This window comes from Aestuarium sp., assembly GCF_023253315.1.
GTDB lineage: Bacteria > Pseudomonadota > Alphaproteobacteria > Rhodobacterales > Rhodobacteraceae > Marivivens > Marivivens donghaensis.
On sequence record NZ_JALRGW010000020.1, the window covers coordinates 1 to 24,034 of the forward strand.

The following is a 24,034-nucleotide window of genomic DNA, read 5'->3' on the forward strand; positions in this document are numbered from 1 at the left end:
ATCAGCACATCAAATAGTTTTGTGTGACCGATTTTGAGTTGGGCACTTGTTTCAACAATTAGCTTGTGTCCAGATTCAAGCTCCGCCTCATGCTTAAAGACCACAGAGCCATCTCGGTTTGTGACCTTTGACAAAGGAAGTAGCCAGAAATCTTTAAGCGTAGTCTCTGGGCTATTAACGATTGGATAGGTCTTGCCGAACTTCTTCTTGGCAACTGAGTTCGGTTTCTTTTTATTGGGAACCGCAGTCATTCCTCACCCTCCCAATCAGCAACCTGCTCAGTGAACACAATCATATCACGGTCAATAGTCCAAGTGACCTCTGAGATGTAAGGAACGATTACTAGGTAACGCTCATTATCAGTGAAGCCTTCGATCATCATTGTCGTTTTGCCATACCCACAGCCATAGTCGTGGATCGTGACAGGGCACTCTTTGCCCGTAGTCATAATGTTCATGGGATTTCTCCGTCTTTCGTTGATTTTCGTTGTCGAGCAATCCGCTCGATGAATGCCTCTCACGCGCCAACGACAACGCTCGGCGGATCACGTTTATCCGCCGTTAAGAGACATTCATAGAAAGGATTGAGACAGCCTATGATAGGCTTGGGAGTTGAGGAGCCGTGGAGACATTTCGACAACTTGGATTGATACCACTTACAGATAAACATGAGCTCAAGGGCTAGGCACTACGCCATCACGCTCGCCCAGAAGGGCACTAAAAATACCCAGATCAATGGCACTAATCATTTTTTATTTTTCAATAAAATCAATATATTAAGTAAAAATATTCGATTCTCCTACTCGCCTCCACTGGGTATCCCCCTGAAATCTGTGACCTATTTGCCTGCGTAGCCGTAATAGCCGTCGTAGCGGTATGTTTTGTCGCGCCCCTCGTAGCAGTTGAGAACCGTGACCACTTCGGCACCGCTGCGCAATGAGTCGGTCAATTGGTCGAAACTGGTTCGCAGTTCGGATTGTTTGGTGATGCCGTGGCGGACGCAGAGGACCGCACAATCGGCCAGCGGTGCAATATAGCGGGCATCGACCACGGGGACCAATGGCGCTGTGTCGATGATAATCACGTCCAAGGCCCCGCGTGCATTTGCGATGAGGTCGCGGAAGGTGGTGGATTGCAGCGGTGCATCGGTCGGGACCATCGACCTCCGACGGCCCATCATCACACCCAGTGACGACTTCGGATCGGCATCATAGAACGCCTCATCTCCGTCGACCTCATCCAAGAGATAGTCGAGGATCCCATGTTTTGGTTCGCAGCCAATAAAGCTGTGCTGGCTCGGGTTTCGCAGATCGGCGTCGATCAACAGCGTCTTTTTGCCCGCCGCCGCATAGGTCCGCGCAAGGGCCAACGCGGTGGTCGACTTGCCCTCGGCGGGAACGGAGGAGCACACCATGATCACCTTCCCCTTCCCCGGATCATCAGGGCAAGCGCGATCGACAGCAGCGCGCAGGCGACGGAATGACTCCGCGATCAACGACATCGGCTCATTCACGACTTTATCCGCGACCGTTTTTTGATCGGCAGGCAGCGCCTCACGCGGAATCACAGCGCCGACGCGGGCAGGCAGCAGATTACCCAACTGAATGGCCGAGGTGACGCCGCCGACAAAATATTCATAGGCAAAGGCCAGTGTGATCCCGGCGCTAATCCCCACAAACAGCGCGAGGGCGAGGATCAGATTCTTGTTCGGGTAGGACGGTTGGCGCGGCGGCAGGGCTTCGGACACGACACGGCTATCCGCAATCTGCACCAACGCCTGCGTTTCAATTTCGCGCAGTCGCAAGAGCATCGTGTCGTATTGGCGCTGCGCGATCTGCGCCTCTTGTTGCAGACTATAGACTTCGGTCAGCGTTTGCGGGCTGAGCGGGCTGGAGAGCAATTCGGTCTGAAGTTGCGCCCGCAGATCGGATTCGGCTGTCTCATACCCCGTCACACTCGCGTCGAGTTGCGACACAGCACGCGCACCCTCTGTCGCGATCCGCGCCTCTAGATCGGCAAGCCCTGCAGCGAGGTCGATGGCCTCTGCCGTTCCTTCAGCCTTGCCCGCAATTTGACGGGCCAGAACGCTGCGTTGTTCGGTCAACGCAACGAGGGTCGCGTCACCGATTTCATTGGCGAGGGTGTCAAAATCTGATGCCTCCAACGCGGCACGTGCACGTGTTTGCGATTGCAGCAGTTCGACCCGCGTGGCCGCGGCGGCAGTCATCTGATCGCGCAGGTTCTCGACGACTATCGATCCAGACTCGGCCATCAACCGATCAAGGTTGTGGTTAACATAGTCCGAAAACGCCCCATCGGTCGCCGCCAATTGCGCCTGCGCCAGATCGAGCTGCGCCCGCAAAATATCGCGCCCCGCCAATGCGTCCTGCACTTTCGCATCAAGCTGCCTGCGGATGTAAGTCTGAGCGTGGGCGTTCGCGACCTCAGCCGCGCGGGTCGGAATTTCCGAGGTGAATGACACAGCGACAAGGTAGGTCAGCCCCCGACGGCGCACCGACATCGCATCGTTAAACCGCCCCAAGGTCGCCTGCACCACCTGCAGCCCCGTCGGCGGCTCTGGCAGTTCAAGCCCAATCGCCTGTTTCGCGCGGTCCGTCAGGCTTAGCGATACGCCGAATTCTTCGGTCAGGTATAGTTCGGTGTCGCGGATGGTATCGAGCGCGAGGCTACTAGAGCGCAATTTCTCAACCTCGCTTTCCAGCCGCGCATCCGCCATCGTCGCCGCCGCCCGCTGTGTGTCCTGTGGATCGAGCAGACTGCGCCCCGCGGGGTCGACTTCGATCAAGGCCGTCGCGGTGTAGAGCGGCACAGCACGGGCCAGAAAGAGAAACGCGAGGCTCAAAAAGACAAAGATCGTGACCCCGATCAGCCGCGCCTGACGCTGCAGGATCGACAGTAGGTCCTTGATATCAATCGTCTCTCGCGGGGGCGTCGTCATTCTGAAAACTCGGCAGTTGGGGCGTCAGAACAGGTTTTGGCCCAAATTGTTTTAAATTTGGTTTATTCGGGTTTGGTTGAGAGGAAGGCAGGGCCGCGTTCCCCCGCCAAAAGCCGAACAGCCGTCAAAATGCCCGTTTTATACGCGCCCGTATCAATCGAAATGCGGTTTGGGCGGATACTGGGTTCGTCCTCAATCACATGACCGTGGATCAAAATGCGCTTCGACTTTGCCCGATCAGCCAGAGCGGGATTGCCCCACATGAGGGTCTGCGCGTCCTGCCGCGCGTCAGGTTTATCGAGGTCAAAAGACGCGTGGGCAAAGACATAGTCGCCAACGGTCAGCGACAGCGGCAAGCCCATGAGAAAGTCACGATGATCGAGCGGGATTGAGGTGGTCAGCTGATGTTTCAACGTCTTAGTCGAGGTCCTCGCTTCACCCAGATGCAGCCCATAAGAGGCCAAGGTCTCAGCACCGCCACAGTCTAACCACGCCCGATGGCCCGCCGGATCATCCAGAAATCGGCACATCATATCATCATGGTTTCCACAGAGTGTAACGCGCTGGATCCCCGCGGGATCAGGCGCAAGAAGGTGGTCGATGAGCCCCGACACCCCTGCCGAGCGGTCCACAATATCACCGAGCAAGATCAGCAGCTTTGGCCCGTCAATCGTCGCGGCGTCCTCTATGATCTGCTGCTCCAACCGTTGATATAGATCGAACCGCCCGTGAATATCGCCCACCGCATAGATCGCGACAGGCATCGTCGGCAGATGCAGCATCCGCCGTAGTGATTTGCGCCAACACCCAATCATCCGCCCCCCGCCCTGCGGAACCGCGCCACGCCCAGCGCTATCAGAGCGACAAAGAGGTAAACGTTCCCCGCGACCTCGAGGCTAAAGTCCCCTAACGCATGAACCGCGACCGTCACTGTGGCACCGATTGCGGCCGCTGAGGTCGCGTACCCGTCCGATCTGCGCATTATGTTTCGCCACGCTTTAACGACCGCAATAGCAACAGCGAGCATCGGAAGGCTCCCCGCGATCATGCCCAATTCAACCCAAAGGGCCAGATAGGTATTGTGCGTCCGGTCCCAGACTAAAGACGGGTCCAGCGCAGACTCATGGTAAAGCTCGAACGCATCAGGAAAGCCGTCCAACCCAAAACCCATCAGGGGGCGGTGGGCGATCATCCCGATCACTTCGCGATATAGCTCAAATCGATCAATACTACCCGCAACGGTGAGTATCGAGCGATCCAGAACCCCTTGCCCCATAAACAAAAGGATCGCCGATACGGTAACACCACCTAAGACTACGGTTCGCCTGATCTGGCCCCACGGCACCCGTTTAGCCTTGGACATCATGAGGCCAAAAGAGACTGCGGCACCCAAGACGGTCGCCATGGTCCCCAACCGCGATTGCGTGGCAAACACCGTAGCTAAAATCACGATCGTCGCCGTCGTCAACGCCACAACATTTAGTTTATGCCGCGACCACGCCGTGGGGCCAGCGGGCATGCGGATCGACGGCGAGAAGGCGCGCCTGAAGGTCAGCGCAACGCCCAACGACACCCCCATTCCGAGGAACGTTGCAAAGGAATTTCGGTTAATGAATGTTCCCGTGGCCGACTCTACGTAGTCCAGTTTGTCGCCCCAAAAGTGGATATCGCCAAAGAACGACAACGCCAAAAGCCCCCAAACCGCATGCGCAAAGAGCCCCCAGAATAAAAATGTCGCCATCTGGGTCACACGCGCGGCGCTATCGACTATGCTGATCAAGAGCCAGAACATTAGCAGATACCCCGACATCCGCACCAACGCGAGAACCGTAGCCGTGCGGTTGATCGTCAGAAAATCGGGCCAGAGGTCGGGCGGCAAAGTCCCTGTCGGATCAAACCGCAGCGGCAACATTTGCAGAACAGCAAAGCCCATTGCGGCCACGACGGGCATTATAATCGCCATCTGCCCCTCGACAGGATCGGCGCGGCAACGGTCGCAAATGACCTGAACCGCCCCAAAGACCAGCCCGAGGACAGCCAAACTCAGCGTCATCAAGAGCCACACAAGCGGTCGATCCCCGCCCGCGGCAACCGCAGACAAGAGGACGAGGACGATCAACAGCGGGCCGTAGACCTTTGCCATCCACGCTCCGCGAGCTGTGCTATGGGACCGCACCGCGCCAACATCTTCAAAGGTGAACACGACCAGCCCCCATCATCCCTGCACCGCTTCTTCGGCCAACCGATCCCTAAGCGATTGTAGAAAATCAGCATTTCCCGATTTTTCTTGCAGAACAGAGACCAACCAATCGCGCTGAACTGTGTAGTACAGAAAGTAATCGACCAAATAATCGCGGTACCCCGCAGAGCCGAGGATCAGAATCGCGTCCGCCTCATCGCCTTGGTTAAACGGTCTCTCTGCTGACAGCTGGTAGGCCAAGCCCAGCCGTCGCAGCGCCAATCCACCCTCATTCGGACCGGTGATCTGTGACAATGCTTTGGCATAAACTGCCTCTTCGGTTTCGCCCAACGCGTATAAGGCCGCCGCCCGCGCCTGATGCGCCGCAGACATAGTCGGGACGCTATCCAAAATCGCCTCGGCCCGCGCCAAACATGCTTGCGCGACTCGGGCTCTATCCTGCGGTTCGGCCTCAAGCGCGGCGGTCGAATTCAACCCGTCACAGGACCACATCTGCCCGACCTGCACGAACCGCGACAGCGCGGGCGGAAGGGCGCCATCCCGCGTGGCCTCCTCTAAATCCGCAAAATCGCGGAAATAGGTAAAGAGGCCAGCATGCTCTGACCGGATCATCGGCAAGGTCACCGCGATCATTCCGACCGAAATAGCGATCAACAAAACTCTTAGCACTGAACATCTTTCCAACAGCGGGGCGCGCGACACAAAACAACCATAGAAGGAATCACAGACAGAAAAATATCAAGCAAAGACCGTATATTTGGTTAACGCGGGCGATGATTTCCAACAGCCCTAAAACCATCAAATTTTATTTTATTTTTAAGGACTTTTTGTCACTCAGTGGTTTGAGAAAATCCACGATTTGTGCGACAACAGGGTCAGCTTAGTGTTCAGGAGTGTGAAATGCGTTTAGTTATGATCAGTGCAATTATCGCCTTATTTTTCGCCTCTGGTGCGCAGGCAAAGAGCTTTTCCAGCCAATCGAACCGCGGGTATCTCGTGAGTGCCATGTTGCAGCAGTCGAATCGCCAAAAGGTTGTGACGCCTGTTCGCGAAATTATGCGATCCTATGGTCGGGATTGGGATGATGATCGGGGCCGATCGAACAATCGCGGGAACCATTATGGACGTGACGATGATCACGGTCCGCGTTTCCCTGTCCCACGTCGTCCGCGCAATTGCAGCCCGCATTAACCATCGGCAACGCTCGCGCAATACGCTTGCCCCTCGCGCGGCGGTGGTTTTACCGATAAAGACGCCGCATGACCGATTTAGACATCTTCCTTTCTGTTGCTCCTGGCCTCGAAACAGTCCTCGCTGAAGAAGCGATAGCCGCGGGCTTTGCCGATCCCGTCACCAGCATGGGCGGGGTGAGTTTTCGCGGAACATGGGCGGATGTCTGGCGCGCCAACCTGCAGCTGCGTGGGGCCGCGCGGGTTCTGGTGAGGATTGGGTCGTTTCGGGTGATGCACCTTGCCCAGCTCGACAAACGGGCGCGGAAATTCCCTTGGGGCGATGTGCTGCGCAAGGATGTCCCGCTGAAGGTCGAAGTCACCTGCCGCAAGTCCAAGATTTATCACGACAAGGCCGCCCGCCAACGGATCGAATCCGCCCTGACTGAGGACTTTGGCGCGACGCTGGCCGAGGATGCCCCGATCACCGTTAAGGTTCGGATCGAAGACGACCTCTGCACGATCAGCATCGATACCTCGGGCGAAAGCTTGCACAAACGCGGCCACAAGTCCTTTGTCGGTAAGGCACCGATGCGCGAAAACCTCGCGGCGCTGTTCCTGCGGCAAATGGGCTATGACGGGTCGGAACCCGTCGTGGACCCGATGTGCGGCTCTGGCACCTTTGTGATTGAGGCGGCGCAAGTCGCGGCGGGTCTGATCCCTGGGCGTGACCGCAGCTTTGCCTTTGAACTGCTGTCTAATTTTGACGCTGCGGCGTGGGATGCGATGCGCGCGACGACGCCGACGGAACGGCCTGCGCTGACCTTCTACGGGTCCGACCGCGATGCTGGTGCCGTCAAAGGCGCCAAGGAGAACGCCGAACGCGCGGGCGTGGCCGATATGGTCACCTTTGCCAATCATGCGGTCAGTGACCTGCCCTGCCCCGACGGGCCAAAGGGCATCGTGATCGTGAACCCGCCCTACGGCGCCCGCATCGGCAATAAAAAACTGCTTTATGCGGTCTATGGGGCCTTGGGCAAAACGCTGCTGGAACGGTTCAGCGGCTGGCGCGTCGGGATCATCACCTCGGAACCCGCCCTCGCCCACACAACGGGGCTGAAATTCCTGCCCGAAAACAAACCCGTGTCGCATGGCGGGTTGCGTATTCAGTTGTGGCAAACCGCGCCCCTGCCCTAAGCGCGACAATACGCCCGCCAAAAATCGCTCGGTATACAATGGCACACATTGACTTGAGTGCCTTTGTTTATTAAGCGGAACGCAATCGCACGGGCGTTCTGCGCCTTTGTATTTTTGCCCTACGCGCCAGCGACAACAGCGGAGAAGCGACCCATGGCCAACACCCCCGACATTATTTACACCACCGTAGACGAAGCCCCCGAACTGGCGAGCGCATCGCTCTTGCCGATCATTCGGTCGTTTGCTGGCGCTGCCGGCATCACCGTTGAAACCCGCAATATCTCGGTCGCGGCCCGTATCCTGTCGGCATTCCCTGAGTTCCTAACCGAAGAGCAGCGCGTCAATGACGACCTTGCAGAGCTTGGCGAACTGGTAAAAACACCCGAAGCAAACGTCATCAAACTGCCGAACGTGTCCGCATCGGTTCCGCAGCTCGTTGCCGCGATCAAAGAACTTCAGGGCCAAGGCTACGCGATCCCAGCCTACCCGACCGATCCGCAGTCGGACGAAGAAAAGCAAATTCAGGCACGTTACGACGCGATCAAGGGCTCTGCTGTGAACCCTGTTCTGCGCGAAGGTAACTCTGACCGTCGCTCGGCGAAGGCTGTTAAAGAATACGCAAAGGCCAATCCGCATTCGATGGGCGAATGGAAATCGACCTCGAAAACCTGCGTTGCGTCGATGCCGGGCAATGATTTCTTTGCCAATGAAACCTCGACCACGATCACCGCAGCCCAAGCTGGCGGCGCGAAAATCGTTCACACCGCAGAAGACGGCACCGAGACCGTTCTGAAATCGGGCCTGAAGTATCAAGAGGGCGAAATCGTCGACGCCACCTTTATGTCGGCATCTGCGCTGCGTGACTTCGTAAAGGCAGAGATCGACAGCATGGAACCGGGCGTTCTGTTCTCGGTCCACCTGAAAGCTACCATGATGAAGGTCTCTGACCCGATCATCTTTGGTCACTTCGTTTCGGTCTACCTCGAAGATTTCATCGCGAAGCACGGCGCGAAACTGGACGCTCTGGGCTGGAACCCGAACGGCGGCATCGGCGATCTGGAAAAACTGATCGCTGGCGATGCAGAGCTGCAAGCTGACCTCAAGGCGACCCTCGCTGCGCGTCCTGCAATGTACATGGTCGACAGCGACAAAGGCATCACCAACCTGCACGTGCCGTCCGACGTGATCATCGACGCGTCCATGCCGGCTGTGATCCGCGCTGGCGGCATCGGCTGGGGTCCTGACGGCAAAGCGGCTGACACCAAATGCTGCATTCCGGACAACTCCTATGCAGGCGTTTACGACGAGACCATCAACTACTTCAAAGAGACTGGCAAACTGGACGTCACCACCTGTGGCGCTGTGTCCAACGTTGGCCTGATGGCGCAAAAAGCCGAAGAATACGGTTCGCACCCGACCACCTTTGAAATCGCGGCTAAGGGCACCGTGCGTATCGTTCTCGACAACGGCGACGTGATCTCTGAGCACGCTGTTGAAAAAGGCGACATCTGGCGTTCGGCAACCGCGAAAAAAGCACCGATCATGGACTGGATCCAACTCGCGATCCGCCGCACCAAGGCAACTGGTCTGGCTGCGTTCTGGCTCGATGCGAACCGCGCACACGATGCTGAACTGATCAAATACGTTGTGCCTGCCCTCAAAGAAGCTGGCATCGACATTCCGATCATGGCACCGCGTGAAGCCACCCGCTTTACCCTCGTGGAAATGCGCAAAGGCAACGACGTTGTCACCATCACCGGCAACGTTCTGCGCGACTATCTGACCGACCTCTTCCCGATCCTCGAACTGGGCACTTCGGCTAAGATGCTGTCGATCGTATCCTTGATGCAGGGCGGCGGCCTGTTCGAAACGGGCGCAGGTGGTTCGGCTCCGAAACACGTTCAGCAGCTGATGGAAGAAAACCACCTGCGTTGGGACAGCCTCGGCGAATTCTGTGCGCTGGGTGAATCGTTCAAGTTCCTCGCCGACAAAGGCATGGCTAAGGCTGGCGTCATCGGTGCTGCGATTGAGGATGCGACCCAGAAGGTTCTCGAGAACAACAACTCGCCAGAGCGTAAAGTTGGTCAAGCTGACAACCGTTCGTCGCACTACTGGTTCGCACGTTACTGGGCTGACGCGATGGCGGCACAGTCGGACGATGCCGACCTTGCAGCGCATTTCGCACCGATCGCTAAGGCGCTGGCCGACGGCGAAGCAGCGATCCTCGCGGAACTGAAAGCCGGCGAAGGCAAGCCAGTTGATCTGGGTGGTTACTACCATGCAGACTTAGCCAAGGTCGCAGCGGTGATGCGCCCCTCGGCAACGCTGAACGCCATCATCGGCTAATCCAGATTGAAATAGTGATAGAAGGGCGGGGTTTTCCCCGCCCTTTTTCGTTCGTGAAGTTGGAAAAGTAGAACTAACATTCCACTAACCACCCCCTGATATTCCCCCTCGAACGACCGTCACGGTGCATTAGCACGGTCGTAAACTTTCTTTGGCATGATCGACTCGAACGGCCTCTGTCGCCCAGACTTTGGCCCCGTCAAAATTTGAATTTGACATCAGTGTCATTTTGACATTTCTGTCAATTAACTTGAATTCCGAGTCGGATCACATGCGATTTCTTTCCCCCCTCCTGTTTCTGACAGCACTCGCTTGCCCTGCTTTGGCAGAGCCGCCCTTGCTGGTCGAAATTGTCACCGCTGAACAATCCTCCCCTACGCGCGACTACACGCTGGTCGGGATCGTTGAGGCGCAAAACAGCTACCCCGCGTCCTTTCGGTCGGGCGGTTTGATCACCGATATTTTCGCGGACGTGGGTGACCATGTGGCCGCAGGCGCAGAGATCGCCCGCCTCGACGCCACCACCGCGCAGGCGCAACGCGATGCGGCACAAGCGACGCTAGAGGCCGTCGCGGCGCGCCTCAAACAGGCGGAACAATCGCGGGACCGCGTAGAGGCGTCCCTGTCCCGCGGCACCGCAACCCAAGCCGATCTGGACGAGGCCGTGCAATCCTTCCTCAGCGCGCAGTCGTCCTATCGGCAGGCGCAAACCCAGCTGGACAAGGCGCAGCAAGGGCTCAATGACACCACGCTCCACGCGATTGAGGATGTGATCGTCACCGAACGCAACGCCGAGCCGGGCGAAATCGTTGGCGCTGGGGCATCAATCCTCGAACTGGCGACCGATGGACGGCTCGATGCGAAATTCTACGTGCCCGACATAGGCAACCTAAACTCTGTCATCGGCCTCCCCGTTGCGATCACGCCGATTGATGGCGGCGAGACGATCATCGCATTCGTGGCCGAAGTTTCCCCCGTGGTGAGCGTTGCAGGCACCGTTGAAATGACGGCGCACTTGCCAAATGACACCGACCTGCCCTTGGGCGGATTGGTCGAGGCGCGTGTGACCTTGGATAGCGACCCCGTCATCACCCTCCCCGCGGACGCGCTGTTCGTCACCGCGAACGGCCCCGCAGTTTGGGTCGTTGACCCCGCCACCATGACCGTCAGCCCACGCGCTATCACCATCGCCAGCTACCGTGAGGCAGAGATCGCCATCTCGGGTGGCATCACAGCAGGCGAACAGATCGTCGGCGCAGGCTCGCAAGTCCTCTATGCGGGCCGCGAAGTTTACACGGAGGCGCAACAATGACCCGTTTTGCCCTGATCCTCGCACTCTTTGCCGCGACACCCGTTCTGGCCCAAGACGCCACCCCACGCCCCGTCGTGACCGAAATCGTCAGCGCCGATATTGCCAGCCACCGCGCCTTTACGGGCCTGATTGAGCCGCGCACCGAAACCGACCTCGCGTTCCGCGTGGGCGGTCGTTTGGCGACCCTTTCGGTCGATGTGGGGGACCGCGTGGTAAAAGGGGCGGTTCTGGCCGAACTTGACCAGATCACGCTTCAACAGGATTTCCTCGCCGCAACCGCTGGCGTGGACTCCGCCCGTGCCGCCGCCGACCTCGCGCAGAGCCAGTTTGACCGTGCGACCGAACTCGCCGCGCGTGGCGTCTATTCCGATGCCCAGCTCGAAGCGATCAGCGCCAATAATGACGCGGCCATCGCACAGTTGGAAAACGCGAATGCCACCCTGCGCCAAGCGACCGAGGCCGCACAATACGGCCAGTTGACCGCGCCCTATGACGGCATCGTCTTGGCCCGCAAGGTCGAGGTCGGATCGACCGTCAACGCAGGGGCCGCGATTCTGACGCTGTCAGATCTGTCGGGCCTTGAGGCCGTGATCGACATGCCGACCGCGATCCTCGACCTGCTGCCTGATGACGCGATGTTCGACATCCAGCACCACACCAGCGGCATCGCCCCTGTCACCGCGCAACTGCGTTTGGTTGATCCAGTGGCCGAGGGCCGTCTGGACACCCGCCGCCTGCGCCTAACGCTGATCGATCCGCCCGAGGATTACCGCATCGGGGCCTTGGTCACGGCGGCGCCTATTGGCGACAACGCGCCCTTTGTCACGCTGCCGACCAATGCGATTTTGGACCGTGACGGCACCTTTGGCGTTTGGGCCGTCACCTCGCCCGACCGCAGCGTTCACTTTACCCCCGTCACGCAGGGCGCCGAGCTAGGAGATCGCACCGTGATCACCCAAGGCGTCCGCATTGGCGACGAAATTATCACCCGTGGCGTTCATGCCCTGACCGAAGGCCAGATCGTCGGAGACCACATCGAATGAAAAGCTTTAACCTCTCTGATTGGGCGCTCCGCCATAAATCCTTTGTCTGGTTCCTGATGATCATGTCACTGGTCGCTGGTCTGGTGTCCTACAATTCGATGGGCCGCGAAGAGGACCCATCCTTTACCATCCGCACGATGGTCATCACGGGCGTTATGCCCGGTGCCACCGCCGAAGAAACCCTGACCCAGGTCACCGACCGCATCGAACGCAAGCTCGAAGAGTTGGACAGCCTCGATAGCACTCGATCCGTCACCTACGCGGGCCGTGCGATTGTCTATGTGGACCTTCTCGATACGGTGCGCGGTCGCGATATTGACCAGTCGTGGACCCGTGTTCGCGCGATGATGTCCGACATTCGCGGCGATTTCCCTGCGGAATTTCAGGGCTTCCACTTTAACGACAGCTTTGGCGATGTGTTCGGCAACGTCTATGCCTTTACTTGGGACGGGTTCGCGCCTGAGGACGTGAAAGCCTATGTCGAGGATATCGCGGACGAGGTGCAGCTTTTGGATGCTGCGGGACGTGTCGATCTGATTGGCACCCGCGATCAGGCGATCTTTATCGAGTTTTCGCACTCCCGCCTTGCCGCTCTGGGCCTCGATGCGCAGACCGTGCTGAACACGCTGGCAACTCAAAACAAAATCGTGCCCTCAGGCACCATTCACACGCCCCAAGAGCGCATCAAAATCCGCGTCTCTGGTCAGTTCAACACCGCTGACGAGCTTGCCAATGCGCCGCTGCGGTCGGGCGATACGTTCTTTACCTTGGCCGATGTTGCGACCGTCACTGCGGGCTACGACGATCCGCCGTCGAAACTGTTCCGCTACAACGGGCAGGACGCGATTGGCCTGATCATCGGGATGCGCGAAGGCCAGAACATTCTGAATTTTGGTGAAGAGCTAAAGGCCCTCATGGCAGAGGTGCAAACCCGTCTGCCCATCGGGATCGAGGTTAATCTGGTAGCCGACCAGCCCAAGGTTGTTGAGGAATCCGTCGGTCACTTTGTCAAAGCCCTGATCGAGGCGGTTGTGATCGTCCTCGCCGTGAGCTTTATCTCGCTCGGTATTCGGGCGGGTCTGGTGGTGACGTTGGCGATCCCTCTCGTTCTTGCCATGACCTTTGTCATCTTGGACGCGATGGGGATCACGCTTCAGCGGATTTCGCTAGGCGCGTTGATTATCGCGCTCGGCCTTTTGGTCGATGACGCGATGATCGCGATTGAAACCATGATTTCGCGGCTCGAACTGGGCGAAAGCCTGAGCAAGGCCGCGTCTTATGCGTGGACCTCTATCGCGTTTCCGATGCTGACGGGCACGTTGATCACCACGGCGGGCTTTATCCCGATTGGCCTAAACGGGTCGAGCGCGGGTGAATTTACCAACTCGCTCTTCTGGGTGATCGCGATCTCGCTCCTCCTGAGCTGGGTGGTCGCGGTGCTCTTTGCGCCCGTGTTGGGCGTAGCGTTCCTGCCGAAACAGTTGAAGCACCACAAAACTGAGGCTGGCCGTTTGCGCAAATCCTTCCGCGCAATCCTCGTTCAAGCGATGCGGTTCAAGTGGGTGACACTGACCACGACCATCGGGATTTTCGTGATTTCGGTCATGGGGATGCAGTTCGTCGAACAGCAGTTCTTCCCCACGGGCGACCGTCCTGAAGTGGTTGTGGATGTGACCATGCGCCAAAACGTGAGCTTTGATGCGACCAACCGCGAGGTTGCTGCGTTCGAGGCATGGCTCGCCGATCAAGAGGGCGTGGACTACTGGACCGCCTATGTGGGCGAAGGTGCGCCGCGCTTTGTTCTGACGTTGAACAGCCCGCCGTCCGCCCCGTCGACCGGACAGATCATCATTCAGACCAAAGGCATTGCAGAGCGCGATAGCCTGATCGCTGCGGTGAACGCCTATTCCGATGCCCGCGTGGGCGTCGAATTCTTCCCGACCTCTATCGCGCTCGGGCCGCCAGTGGGCAAACCCGTGCAATATCGCGTCTCTGGCGAGGATTACGCTGTACTACGTGATGAGGCCCGCAAACTGGCGGCGCTCCTGTCCACCGATGACCGTCTGCGGGCGATCAGCCTTGATTGGAACGAACCGACCCGCGTGGTTCGCGTCGATCTGGATCAGACCCGTTTGCGTCAATTGGGCCTGACCCAATCCGATGTCGCGGGCGTGTTGTCGAGCCTTTACGAGGGCACGACAATCACCCAATTGCGCGATGATACCGCGCTGATCGACGTGGTGGCCCGTGGTGCCGAAGAGGACCGCACCACCCTGCGGGCGTTGGAAAACCTTCAGGTGACGACGGCGGGCGGGACGCTCATTCCGCTGGCGTCGATTGCGCGTCTGGATTGGACGACCGAGGCCCCCGTCATCAAACAAGAGGGCCGCGTGCCGACGATCACGGTCGTTGCTGCGATCAATACCGATGACCAGCCCGCAACCATCGTCAACGACCTCGCCGATCAGATCGACGCTTTCCGCGCTGATTTGCCGAACGGCTACAAGGTCGAGGTTGGCGGCCCCGTGGAATCGAGCGCGGAAAGTCAGGCCCCGATTGCGGCTGTTGTGCCGTTGATGCTGATCATCTTCTTGTTCCTCGTGATGGTGCAGGTGCAGAGCTTCCGACTGATGTTCGTGGTTCTGGCAGTCGCTCCGCTGGGTCTGATCGGTGTTGTCGCTGCGCTGCTAAGTTCGGGCGCACCATTGGGCTTTGTCGCGATCTTGGGCGTTTTGGCCTTGGTCGGGATTTTGATCCGCAACTCGATCATTCTGGTTCAAGCGATCGAAGACCTGCGGGCCGAGGGCAAATCCCGCTGGGATGCGGTGTATGAGGCGTCAGATAGCCGTGCGCGTCCGATCCTCTTGACTGCGGCGGCGGCATCGCTGGCGCTGATCCCGATCTCGCACCAGATTTTCTGGGGGCCGATGGCCTATGCGATGATGGGCGGGATTATTGCGGGGACGTTGATCACACTGCTCTTTGCACCCGCGCTTTATTGTGCTGTCTTTGGCGTCAAAGCCCCCAAGGAGGCCGCATGAGCCCGCTGAAACGCTGCATTGACCATCGAACACTCGTCGCGAAAAAGCGGCGGGTGCAGATGCGCAAACGGCTGATCGAGGCCGCGACGCTGGTCTTTGCTGAACGCGGGCCAGAGGCCACGTTGATCGACCACATCATCCACGAGGCGGGCGTTTCGCGGGGCAGTTTCTATAACTACTTCCGCTCTATCGACGAGCTGTTGGAAGAGGCGAAGTTCAACCTCGCCGAAGAGATCATCTCGGTCGTATCATCTACCGCCAGCAAAGAGACTGACCCCGCCGTGGCTCTGTCCTACGGGCTGAATTGGTTTATTCGGATCGCAATGGAATATCCGCTCTATTTGGATTTCACCGCGAAACTCGGCACCCGTGGGTTGGGTCAAGGCAGCATGATGCGCGAAACCACCCCGCCGATCATCCGCATGGGGATTGAGACGGGGCGGTTCTGCGCAATGTCCGAACAAACGGCGGCGGACATCTTAGAGACAACAGGCCTCGCTATTTTGCGGCGGTTGTTGGCAGGGGAAACGGTCGACCTGCCGTCCTATGCGGCAGCGATTTTGCGGATGTTGGGGATTGCCCCTGATGAAGCCGCAGAGATCGCAGCGCGGCCTGTGCCCGACATCACGGTGCCCGACGATCTGCTGATCGCACGCAGCGCGGGGCGTTCTACCCCCTAAAACGAAAAAGGCCGGCGTCGTGATGACACCGGCCTTTGGTTCATTCAGGGAGGGCGGGATCAGTCGCTGATCGCGCCTTCTTCGTCACGGCGTGCGTGCATACCCTTTTTCACTTTAGCACCGATGATCAGAGGCAGGATGAAGCCGATGATCGCAATGGCCCAGAGGAACAGCGCAAGTGGGCTGTCGATCAGGGTGAACCAGTCGCCGTTGTCGATGGTGATCGCGCGGCGGAGGTTGTTCTCCATCGCGTTGCCAAGGAGCGTTCCGAGGATGATCGGCACAAGCGGCACGTCGAATTTACGTAGGATCCAGCCCATGACGCCAAAGGCAATCATCACCATGAGGTCAAAGGTCGAACCCGAAATCCCGTAGATCCCGACAAAGCTAACCATTGCAACGATCGGCATCAGGATACGTGGCGGGATCAGCAAGAGCCGTGTGAAGAGGCCCACCATCGGGATGTTCATCGCCAAGAGCATAAAGTTCGCGATGAAGAGTGCTGCGATCAGGCCCCAAACCACGTCAGGGTTCTGGGTGAACAACAGCGGACCCGGTGTGATGTTGAGCGACAGAAGCACGGCCAAGAGAACCGCCGTTGTGCCCGACCCCGGAACGCCCAGCGCCAGCATCGGCACCAGCGCACCACCAGCGGCGGCGTTGTTGCCAGCCTCAGGTGCTGCAACACCACGCGGATCACCCGTGCCAAAGGTGCCTTCTTTGTCGACCAGACGCTTTTCCATCGAATAGCTGATGAACGAACCCAGCGATGCACCCGCACCTGGCAGAACACCCGCGAGGAAGCCAAGGAACGAGGTCCGCAGCATCGTCGGCGTGCATTGTTTGATCATAGCCCAAGGCGGTGTCAGACGACCGATTTCCAGCTTGCGGCCCGAACCGCTGGCTTCGCCGTGGCGGGTTTCAAGGAAGATGAACACTTCGGACAGAGCAAAGAGGCCCACAATCGCCACGAGGAAGTCGAGACCGTCGTAGAGGTGCACTTCGCCAAAGGTGAAGCGCGGGACGCCCGTTTGCGTATCCACACCGATCATCGCCAGCCCAAGGCCAAGCGCCGCAGCAAAGGCCGATTTCGCTTGGTTCGTGGAGGAAACGCCCCCAAGCGTCATAAAGGCCAAGGCGAAGAGCGCAAAGTATTCGGCAGGTCCGAACAGGAGCGCGATTTTCACCAGCTGCGGCGCGAGGAGGATCAGACCCCAAGTGGCGAGGAAAGCGCCAACAAAGGATGCGATACCAGAGAGCGAGAGAGCTTCGCCCGCCATGCCCTTTTTCGCCATCGGATAGCCGTCGAGACAGGTCATCATCGCGGGTTCATCACCCGGAATGTTGAGAAGGATCGACGAAATACGGCCACCATACATCGCGCCGTAATAGACCGAGGTCAAAAGGATCAGCGAAGGTGTCGCGCCAAGTCCAAGAGTGAAGGCCAGCGGGATGAGGATCGCCACGCCGTTCGACGGCCCGAGGCCCGGCAGCGCACCCATCACGGTGCCCAAGAAGCAGCCCAACAGCGCGAGGCCGATGTTCTGCCATGTCAGTGCGATGGCAAAACCATCGCCGAGGTTTGCGAGAAGTTCCATGCTGCCCTCTTAGAAACCGAAGGGACCGCGCGCGAGCGACAGGCCGAGAATGAGGTGAAACACCGCGTAAATACCCACAGAGGTGCCGACACCCGTCAGGATCGAACCGAGGACCGAAGCCCCCAGACGCCACGACAGATAGGCCGCTGCAAATGCGGTCGCGATGACAAAGCCCAGCTCTGGCAGCAGTTGTGCATAGAGGAGCATGACGACAACAGAAGCGCCAACTTCGACCAGACGGCCCAAGGCAGGCCATGCGGGTTCAGGATCGGGACGGAACGCGATGACCGCGCTCGACAGACCGAGGATCGTTGCGATGATCAGAGGAAAAGCTTTGGGACCAACAGCGTCGGATAGGAAACTTTCTTGGATCGCGAATGCAGAAAAAGCAAAACCGATGGACAAAAGAATTCCGACGACGCCAAAAATACGATCGCTCATTGGGATCTCCATTTTGGGGCGGATGGTGTAATGTGGACGCCGCAGAACCCCGCGGCGTCCGATCATAAAAAGGTCTGTGACCTAATTACTGGATGATGCCGATTTCGCGCGAGATCTGTTCGATCTGAGCAACGGAGTTGGCAACAAAGGCTTCGAACTCAGCGCCTTGCAGGTCGAGCGGAGCAAGGCCGTTGTCAGCCATGATCTGTTTCCACTCGTCGGAAGCGTAGAGCGTTGCGATCTGAGCAACCCAAGCGTCGTAGGCTTCGTCCGACATGTTGCCCGGTGCGTAGAACCCGCGCCAGTTCGCGCCGATTGCGTCTACACCCTGCTCACGTGCGGTCGGGAATTCAGCAAAATCACCGCCCAGACGTTCAGGAGACAGAACAGCCACAACGCGGATGTCGCCCGAGTCTACGAAACCTTTGGCTTCGGAGATGTCGCCAGTGAAGGCTTGAACCGAACCAGCGAGCAGCTGGGTTACAGCTTCGCCGCCGCCATCGAACGCGATGTATTTAACCGAACGAACATCGTCGATGCCGTAAGCGTTTGCAGCGATCAGAACCTTCAGGTGGTCCCAACCACCAACAGCCGAACCACCAGCGACCGAGATCGAGGTCGGGTCGTTTTTAACCATGTCGAGCAGTTCGGTCAGGTTGTCGATTTCGCTGTCAGCAGCAACTGCGATCACGCCGTAGTCAGCGCCGACCGATGCCAGCCAACGGACTTGATCCATGGTGTTGCCCGGATATGCGCCCTGAGCCAGACGAGTTGCCGTTGCCGAGGATGCTGCAACGATCAGGTCGTTGTCATCGCCGCGCTTGTTCACAACTTCTGCGAAGGCAACGCCGCCACCGCCACCAGCGAGGTTCACAACCTGCATGGTCGAGCCGATCAGACCCTGATCCTGAAGCGATTTACCTACCTGACGGCAGGTGAAGTCCCAGCCACCACCAGGGTTCGCAGGTGCGATGCACTCTGGGTTTTCAGGGGTATAGCCTTCGGCAGATGCGGTCAGTGCGCTTGCGCCCAGCAGGGTTGCGATGATCGCAATACGAGTCGCTTTGAATGTCATGGTTTCCTCCTTGGTGTGTCAAACAGCGGGCTTAGCCCCCTGCTTTGGAATTCGACCCGCGTCCCATACCGCCCTTTGCAGCATCCTCATCGCGGGTTAAGCAAGATCAGTATCCGATAAACCTGTCACGAACCTGTCACTGGGATTTTCGCGGCAAATCAGGGCCTTACCAAAGGGAATCACGGCGATGCGCGTTTTGATGGTCGAAGATGCCACCGATTTGGCCGAGGCGGTTGTCACCAGCCTGTCGCGGTCTGGGATGGCCTGCGATCACGCCGCTAGCGTCGAAGGGGCCGAAGATTTTCTGGCCGTTCAGAGCTATGACGCGATCATCCTCGACATCAACTTGCCCGACGGGTCTGGCACCGAACTGTTGCGCAAAATGCGGTCTGGCGGGGATCGGACGCCTGTCCTGATGCTGACCGCACTGTTTTCGGTGGACGACCGCGTTGGGGCGCTGGACCTTGGCGCGGATGACTATCTGGTGAAACCCTTTGATCAGCGCGAGCTAGAGGCACGATTGCGGGCCTTGTTCCGCCGCGAGTCCGAGCAGAAAAGCGATACCGTTGCGTTGGGTCCGCTACAGTATTCGCCCGCGCAGATGACGGCGACGCTTCATGGGGATCGGTTGGATTTAACCCGCCGCGAGGCTGCTCTGCTCGGTCTATTGATGCGCAGCCCCGGTCAACCGCTGAGCAAAGAGCGGCTTTATGACGGGCTGTTTACCTTTTCGGATGCCGATGTGGGGCTGAACGCGATCGAGCTATACATCGCACGGCTGCGCAAGAAATTCGCGGGCAGCCCGATCACCATCGCGACCCAGCGCGGGGTTGGCTATCGGATCAGCGTTGATGAGTAGCCTCGCCCTCCCCCGCGCCAGAAGCCTCTTGGCCCGCGTAATGACGGGCGTTTTGACGATCCTGTTTTTGGGCGGCGTTCTGGTGACGTTGACGGCGTGGAGCAACGGGCGACAAGCAGCCCGCCAAGCCTATGACCGTATCCTGATCGGCGCTGCGAACGACATCGCAGAGTCCATTCGGATCATCGACGGGCAACCTGTGACGGACTTGCCCGTCTCAGCCTTTGAACTGCTGGCCCAAGCGCCCGATGATCGGATCACATATGCCGTGCGCGGCCCTGATCTGACGCTTTTGACGGGGCACGAGACGGCGCCGCTGCGCGAGGGACGCGCGGATGCTGAGCAACTCTATGATGGGACGATGAACGGAGAGGATGCGCGGTTCGTCGACGTGACCCGTCGTTTCTCCGAACGCGATTTTTCAGGCGTGGTGCGGGTAACGGTCGGGCAAACACGACGAGCGCGGGACCAGATGGCGTTCGATTTGACCTTGGACGCACTGATCCCTGTGGGGGTCGCGGGTGCCGCGCTGGTGCTGGTCGCGTTCTTTATCGTGCGGTCGGCCTTGCGTCCGCTCGAGGCGATTGCGGGCGGGTTTTCGCAGCGTGACCCTTATGACCTGACGCCCTTGGACGATCAGAACGTGCCCGCAGAGGTGGGCGTGATCCTCCATGCGATGAACAGGTTTATGCAGCGGTTGGATCGGCAGATCGACGCGATGCGGAACCTAATCTCGGACACTGCGCACCAATTGCGCACCCCCGTCGCCGCGATCCGTGCCCAAGCGGAATCGGTGACCGAAGAGGGCGACCCCGAACGGGCGCAGGTCGCGATTGCGCGGTTGTTGAAACGAACGCGGTCGCTGGGGGTTCTGCTGGATCAGATGTTGTCGCGGGCCTTGGTCATTCACCGCACGGACAGCGTGCCACGGGCGATGGTGGACCTGCGCGATGTAGCCTTGGACATTGTGGATAGTCGCGACCACGAATTGCTGGCGCCGAATGTCGAAGTTGAACTGGTCATCGGCAGCGATCCTGTGCTGGTGAGCGCGGATGAGTTTTCGCTCTCTGAGGCGGTAAAGAACCTTTTGTCGAACGCACTGCGCTATGGCACGCCGCCCGTGCGGATTGGCGTGAAGCAAGACGGAGATCGCGCAATCCTCTGGGTCGAGGACGCGGGCAAAGGGCCTGATGATGCGGTGCTCGCGCGGCTCGGGTCGCGGTTTGAACGGACGGCATCGTCGCGTGAGGATAGCGCGGGGATTGGGCTATCTATTGTGACTGCGGTGGCCCAAGCCTTTGACGGGAAAGTGGAAATGCAAAAGACACAGCATGGGTTTTCGGTCGTTCTCGTCCTGCCTCATGTGGCGGAGGATCAGGCATGAAACCGATCCTAACAGCGGCACTGATCGCCGTCTCTTCCCCCCTCGCCGCCCAAGAAGCCACAACCAATTTTGGCAGCGGCCCGACCGTATTAACCCTGCGGTCCACGACCGACATCGCGATCATCGCGCCCGTTCTAGAGGCCTTTACCGAGGATAACACCGACCTGTCGGTGCACTACGAACAATGGGGGTCAAACGCGCTCTATGAGGCAAGCAAAGCGGCCTGTTTGACCGACACCAGCCCCGCCGATGCCGTGTTTTCCTCAGCGGTGCATCAGATGCTCGACCTCGTGAATATGGCCTGTGCGGCGCGTTATGTGTCGGACCTCACGACCGCCCTACCCCCCTCGCGCAGATGGCGGGACGAGCTGTGGGGGCTGACCGAAGAACCTGCGGTCATGGCCTATAACACCGACCTCGTCGACGTCAGTGAAGTGCCGCATAGTCGGTTCGAACTGCTCGACCTGATGCGGCAAAACCCGACCAAATATCGCGGCCATATCGCGACCTACGATATTGAGGCCTCGGGCCTTGGGTATCTCTATGCGTTCAACGACAGTCTTGAGGCGACAACCTTTGGTGCGCTTCTCGAAGGTTTTGCGCGGGCTGATGCGGTGGCGACCTGTTGTTCGGCTGAGATCATCGACGATGTGGCCTCGGGGCGGTTCCTGATCGCGTATAATGTGCTGGGGTCCTATGTGCAGAACGCGACCGCCACCAACGTGGGTGTGATCCTGCCCGAAGATTACACGCTGTTTTTGTCCCGCGCCTATATGATCCCCGCCAATGCCACCCACCCGACCGAGGCCGCGCGGCTGTTGGATTTCATCCTATCCCCCAAAGGGCAGCGGATCGTGAAGCAGATGGGTTTGGTGTTCCCCGATGATCGGTCGGAAACGGGGCTGCTGCCCAGTGCGCGGCGGTTTATTCCGCTGAGGCCACCGCTGCTGGTGGCCTTGGATCGCCATGCGACGGAGCGGTTTATTGCGCAATGGCGGGACGCTTTCGCTGCCCCGCCAATTCCGTAGATCAGATCCCGTCGTCGAAGGGATAGAAGCTCTCGGCAGAGGACCGCCGCCAGCGTTTTAGGTAGCCTTGGTTGTCCTCTTCCTCGCGCAAGAGGAACCCTTCGGGGAGGTAGGGGTAGACCTCGTGGCCTGTGACCATGTCCCCCGCTTTTTCGCGCATCATCAGGTGGTGCGGCAGGAATTTCCCCGGATGGGACAGGCCCGCAGCGCCGGTCATATCCGCCAGCGCCTTGAGCGTGTTGCGGTGGAAGTTGGCGACGCGGGTGGCCTTGTCCACGGGGTTCAGCGCGCGTTGCAGCATTTTATCCTGCGTTGCGACCCCTGTCGGGCAGTGGTTCGTGTGGCAGGCCTGCGCCTGAATACAACCGACCGCGAACATGAACCCACGAGCAGAGTTCACCCAATCCGCACCCAGCGCGAGGGCACGGGCGATGTCAAAGGCTTGGACTAGTTTACCAGAAGCGCCCAGACGGATTTTGTCGCGCAGGCCAACGCCGCGGAGCGTGTTGTGCGCAAAGGTCAGACCTTCGACCAAGGGCATCCCCATGTGGTTCGCGAATTCCAGCGGGGCCGCACCCGTGCCGCCCTCTTTGCCGTCGATCACGATGAAATCGGGGGTGATGCCCGTTTTCAGCATGGCGCGGACGATGCACATAAATTCGCGGCGGTGCCCGATGCAGAGCTTGAAGCCCACAGGTTTGCCGCCCGACAGATCACGCAGTTGCGCGATGAAGCGCATCATTTCGATCGGAGTGCCAAAGGCCGAATGGCTGGACGGTGACACGCAATCGACGCCCATCGGAATGTGGCGGGCCTCTGCGATTTCGGGGGTGATTTTCGCGGCAGGCAGCACGCCGCCCTGACCGGGTTTAGCACCTTGGCTGAGCTTAATCTCGATCATTTTCACCTGATCAGAGGAAGCCGTTTTCGCGAATTGTTCGGGGGAAAACTGGCCTTCGTCATCACGGCAGCCGAAATAGCCCGTGCCGATTTCATAGATCAGGTCGCCGCCGCCTTCGCGGTGGTAACGGCTGATCCCGCCTTCGCCTGTGTCATGGGCAAAGCCCCCCATGCGCGCGCCATTGTTTAACGCCAAGATCGCATTGGCCGACAGCGCACCAAAGCTCATTGCGGAGATGTTGTAGATCGAGAGGTTATAGGGCTGCGTGCAATCGGGGCCGCCGACGGACACGCGGAAATCCTTATCCTCGATTTTTACGGGACGGATCGAGTGGGTGAGCCACTGATAGCCGCTCTCATAGACGCGCTTTTTCGTGCCAAAGGGGCGTTTGTCCTCAACGTTTTTGGCGCGCTGGTAGACGATGGCGCGGGCATCGCGGGAAAACGGCACCTCTTCGTCGTCGCCCTCAAGCAGGTACTGACGAATTTCAGGGCGGATCATTTCAAAGAAATACCGCACCCGACCGAGCAGCGGGAAGTTCCGCAAAACCGCGTGTTTCGTTTGGATCGCATCCAAGAGGCCCAGCAGCGTCAGAATGCCCAAGATGATAGAGACGATCGGCGTGAAGATGTTGTTTTGCGGCAGCAAGAGCGAGAGCAAAAAGGCAATCGCGACCCCGAAAAACGTAGCGTATCGCAGTAAGAAAGACGTCATAAAAGTCCCCTATTCAGGCGTAGTTCTCGATCATTGCACGACCTCTGCCGCGCGACCATTCCCATAGTTTAGACGACATCTGTAACTG

At 58.8% G+C, this 24,034-nt stretch carries 20 protein-coding genes; 10 read left to right on the forward strand and 10 right to left on the reverse strand.

Translation table 11 applies throughout. The features are described from left to right. The 6 genes from AC1QQ2_RS10450 to AC1QQ2_RS10475 form a co-directional block, all read right to left on the reverse strand. A partial coding sequence (locus tag AC1QQ2_RS10450) for a hypothetical protein (protein WP_479713088.1) occupies positions 1-251 on the reverse strand: 251 nt, incomplete at its 3' end. Then, entirely contained in the window at positions 248-457 is a 210-nt protein-coding gene (locus tag AC1QQ2_RS10455) for a hypothetical protein (RefSeq protein ID WP_479713089.1), read from the reverse strand. The genes AC1QQ2_RS10450 and AC1QQ2_RS10455, both read right to left, overlap by 4 nt. Positions 458-837: 380 nt before the next feature. Then, entirely contained in the window at positions 838-2,958 is a 2,121-nt protein-coding gene (locus AC1QQ2_RS10460) for a GumC family protein (RefSeq protein WP_479713090.1), read from the reverse strand. Between the two features lie 62 nt (positions 2,959-3,020). Continuing rightward, complete coding sequence (locus tag AC1QQ2_RS10465) at positions 3,021-3,740, reverse strand: metallophosphoesterase (RefSeq protein ID WP_479713091.1); 720 nt, start codon at positions 3,738-3,740, stop codon at positions 3,021-3,023. Between the two features lie 29 nt (positions 3,741-3,769). Continuing rightward, on the reverse strand, positions 3,770-5,161 hold the full coding sequence (locus tag AC1QQ2_RS10470; protein WP_479713092.1) for an O-antigen ligase family protein: 1,392 nt from the start codon (positions 5,159-5,161) through the stop codon (positions 3,770-3,772). A gap of 12 nt (positions 5,162-5,173) precedes the next feature. Beyond that, on the reverse strand, positions 5,174-5,812 hold the full coding sequence (locus tag AC1QQ2_RS10475) for a hypothetical protein (RefSeq protein ID WP_479713093.1): 639 nt from the start codon (positions 5,810-5,812) through the stop codon (positions 5,174-5,176). 246 nt (positions 5,813-6,058) lie between these two features. Between AC1QQ2_RS10475 and AC1QQ2_RS10480 the strand changes: the two genes are divergently transcribed. The 7 genes from AC1QQ2_RS10480 to AC1QQ2_RS10510 all read left to right on the forward strand — a co-directional run bounded on the left by AC1QQ2_RS10480 (position 6,059) and on the right by AC1QQ2_RS10510 (position 15,946). After that, complete coding sequence (locus tag AC1QQ2_RS10480; protein WP_479713094.1) at positions 6,059-6,349, forward strand: hypothetical protein; 291 nt, start codon at positions 6,059-6,061, stop codon at positions 6,347-6,349. Positions 6,350-6,417: 68 nt separating this feature from the next. Next, positions 6,418-7,524, forward strand: coding sequence for a THUMP domain-containing class I SAM-dependent RNA methyltransferase (locus AC1QQ2_RS10485; RefSeq protein WP_479713095.1), 1,107 nt, complete (start codon positions 6,418-6,420; stop codon positions 7,522-7,524). A gap of 153 nt (positions 7,525-7,677) precedes the next feature. Continuing rightward, on the forward strand, positions 7,678-9,870 hold the full coding sequence (locus AC1QQ2_RS10490; RefSeq protein WP_479713096.1) for an NADP-dependent isocitrate dehydrogenase: 2,193 nt from the start codon (positions 7,678-7,680) through the stop codon (positions 9,868-9,870). Positions 9,871-10,141: 271 nt separating this feature from the next. Then, positions 10,142-11,182, forward strand: coding sequence for an efflux RND transporter periplasmic adaptor subunit (locus AC1QQ2_RS10495; protein ID WP_479713097.1), 1,041 nt, complete (start codon positions 10,142-10,144; stop codon positions 11,180-11,182). After that, a complete protein-coding gene (locus AC1QQ2_RS10500) occupies positions 11,179-12,225 on the forward strand; it encodes an efflux RND transporter periplasmic adaptor subunit (RefSeq protein ID WP_479713098.1) in 1,047 nt (348 codons plus the stop codon). Before AC1QQ2_RS10495 ends, AC1QQ2_RS10500 begins: the two co-directional genes overlap by 4 nt. After that, positions 12,222-15,266 (forward strand): efflux RND transporter permease subunit, encoded by a 3,045-nt coding sequence (locus AC1QQ2_RS10505; RefSeq protein WP_479713099.1) that lies wholly within the window; start codon positions 12,222-12,224, stop codon positions 15,264-15,266. The genes AC1QQ2_RS10500 and AC1QQ2_RS10505 overlap by 4 nt, the downstream gene beginning before the upstream one ends. Continuing rightward, entirely contained in the window at positions 15,263-15,946 is a 684-nt protein-coding gene (locus AC1QQ2_RS10510) for a TetR/AcrR family transcriptional regulator (RefSeq protein WP_479713100.1), read from the forward strand. Before AC1QQ2_RS10505 ends, AC1QQ2_RS10510 begins: the two co-directional genes overlap by 4 nt. Positions 15,947-16,005: 59 nt before the next feature. Here the strand turns inward: AC1QQ2_RS10510 and AC1QQ2_RS10515 are convergent, their stop codons facing one another. The 3 genes from AC1QQ2_RS10515 to AC1QQ2_RS10525 form a co-directional block, all read right to left on the reverse strand. Beyond that, the gene (locus AC1QQ2_RS10515) at positions 16,006-17,544 is read right to left on the reverse strand and encodes a tripartite tricarboxylate transporter permease (RefSeq protein ID WP_479713101.1); all 1,539 of its coding nucleotides are present in this window, start codon (positions 17,542-17,544) and stop codon (positions 16,006-16,008) included. A 9-nt stretch (positions 17,545-17,553) separates the two neighbouring features. Further along, positions 17,554-17,985, reverse strand: coding sequence for a tripartite tricarboxylate transporter TctB family protein (locus AC1QQ2_RS10520; RefSeq protein WP_479713102.1), 432 nt, complete (start codon positions 17,983-17,985; stop codon positions 17,554-17,556). A gap of 85 nt (positions 17,986-18,070) precedes the next feature. Next, a complete protein-coding gene (locus AC1QQ2_RS10525) occupies positions 18,071-19,060 on the reverse strand; it encodes a Bug family tripartite tricarboxylate transporter substrate binding protein (protein WP_479713103.1) in 990 nt (329 codons plus the stop codon). 187 nt (positions 19,061-19,247) lie between these two features. On the opposite strand from AC1QQ2_RS10525, the gene AC1QQ2_RS10530 reads away from it, so the two are divergent. From AC1QQ2_RS10530 to AC1QQ2_RS10540, 3 genes are read left to right on the forward strand one after another with little or no spacing between them, the layout of a single operon-like run. Then, on the forward strand, positions 19,248-19,919 hold the full coding sequence (locus AC1QQ2_RS10530; protein ID WP_479713104.1) for a response regulator transcription factor: 672 nt from the start codon (positions 19,248-19,250) through the stop codon (positions 19,917-19,919). Continuing rightward, on the forward strand, positions 19,912-21,303 hold the full coding sequence (locus AC1QQ2_RS10535; RefSeq protein WP_479713105.1) for a sensor histidine kinase: 1,392 nt from the start codon (positions 19,912-19,914) through the stop codon (positions 21,301-21,303). Before AC1QQ2_RS10530 ends, AC1QQ2_RS10535 begins: the two co-directional genes overlap by 8 nt. Continuing rightward, on the forward strand, positions 21,300-22,331 hold the full coding sequence (locus AC1QQ2_RS10540) for an ABC transporter substrate-binding protein (RefSeq protein WP_479713106.1): 1,032 nt from the start codon (positions 21,300-21,302) through the stop codon (positions 22,329-22,331). Before AC1QQ2_RS10535 ends, AC1QQ2_RS10540 begins: the two co-directional genes overlap by 4 nt. A 1-nt stretch (position 22,332) precedes the next feature. On the opposite strand, the gene AC1QQ2_RS10545 is transcribed toward AC1QQ2_RS10540, so the two are convergent. Beyond that, positions 22,333-23,946, reverse strand: coding sequence for an FMN-binding glutamate synthase family protein (locus AC1QQ2_RS10545; protein WP_479713107.1), 1,614 nt, complete (start codon positions 23,944-23,946; stop codon positions 22,333-22,335). Positions 23,947-24,034: the final 88 nt, after the last annotated feature.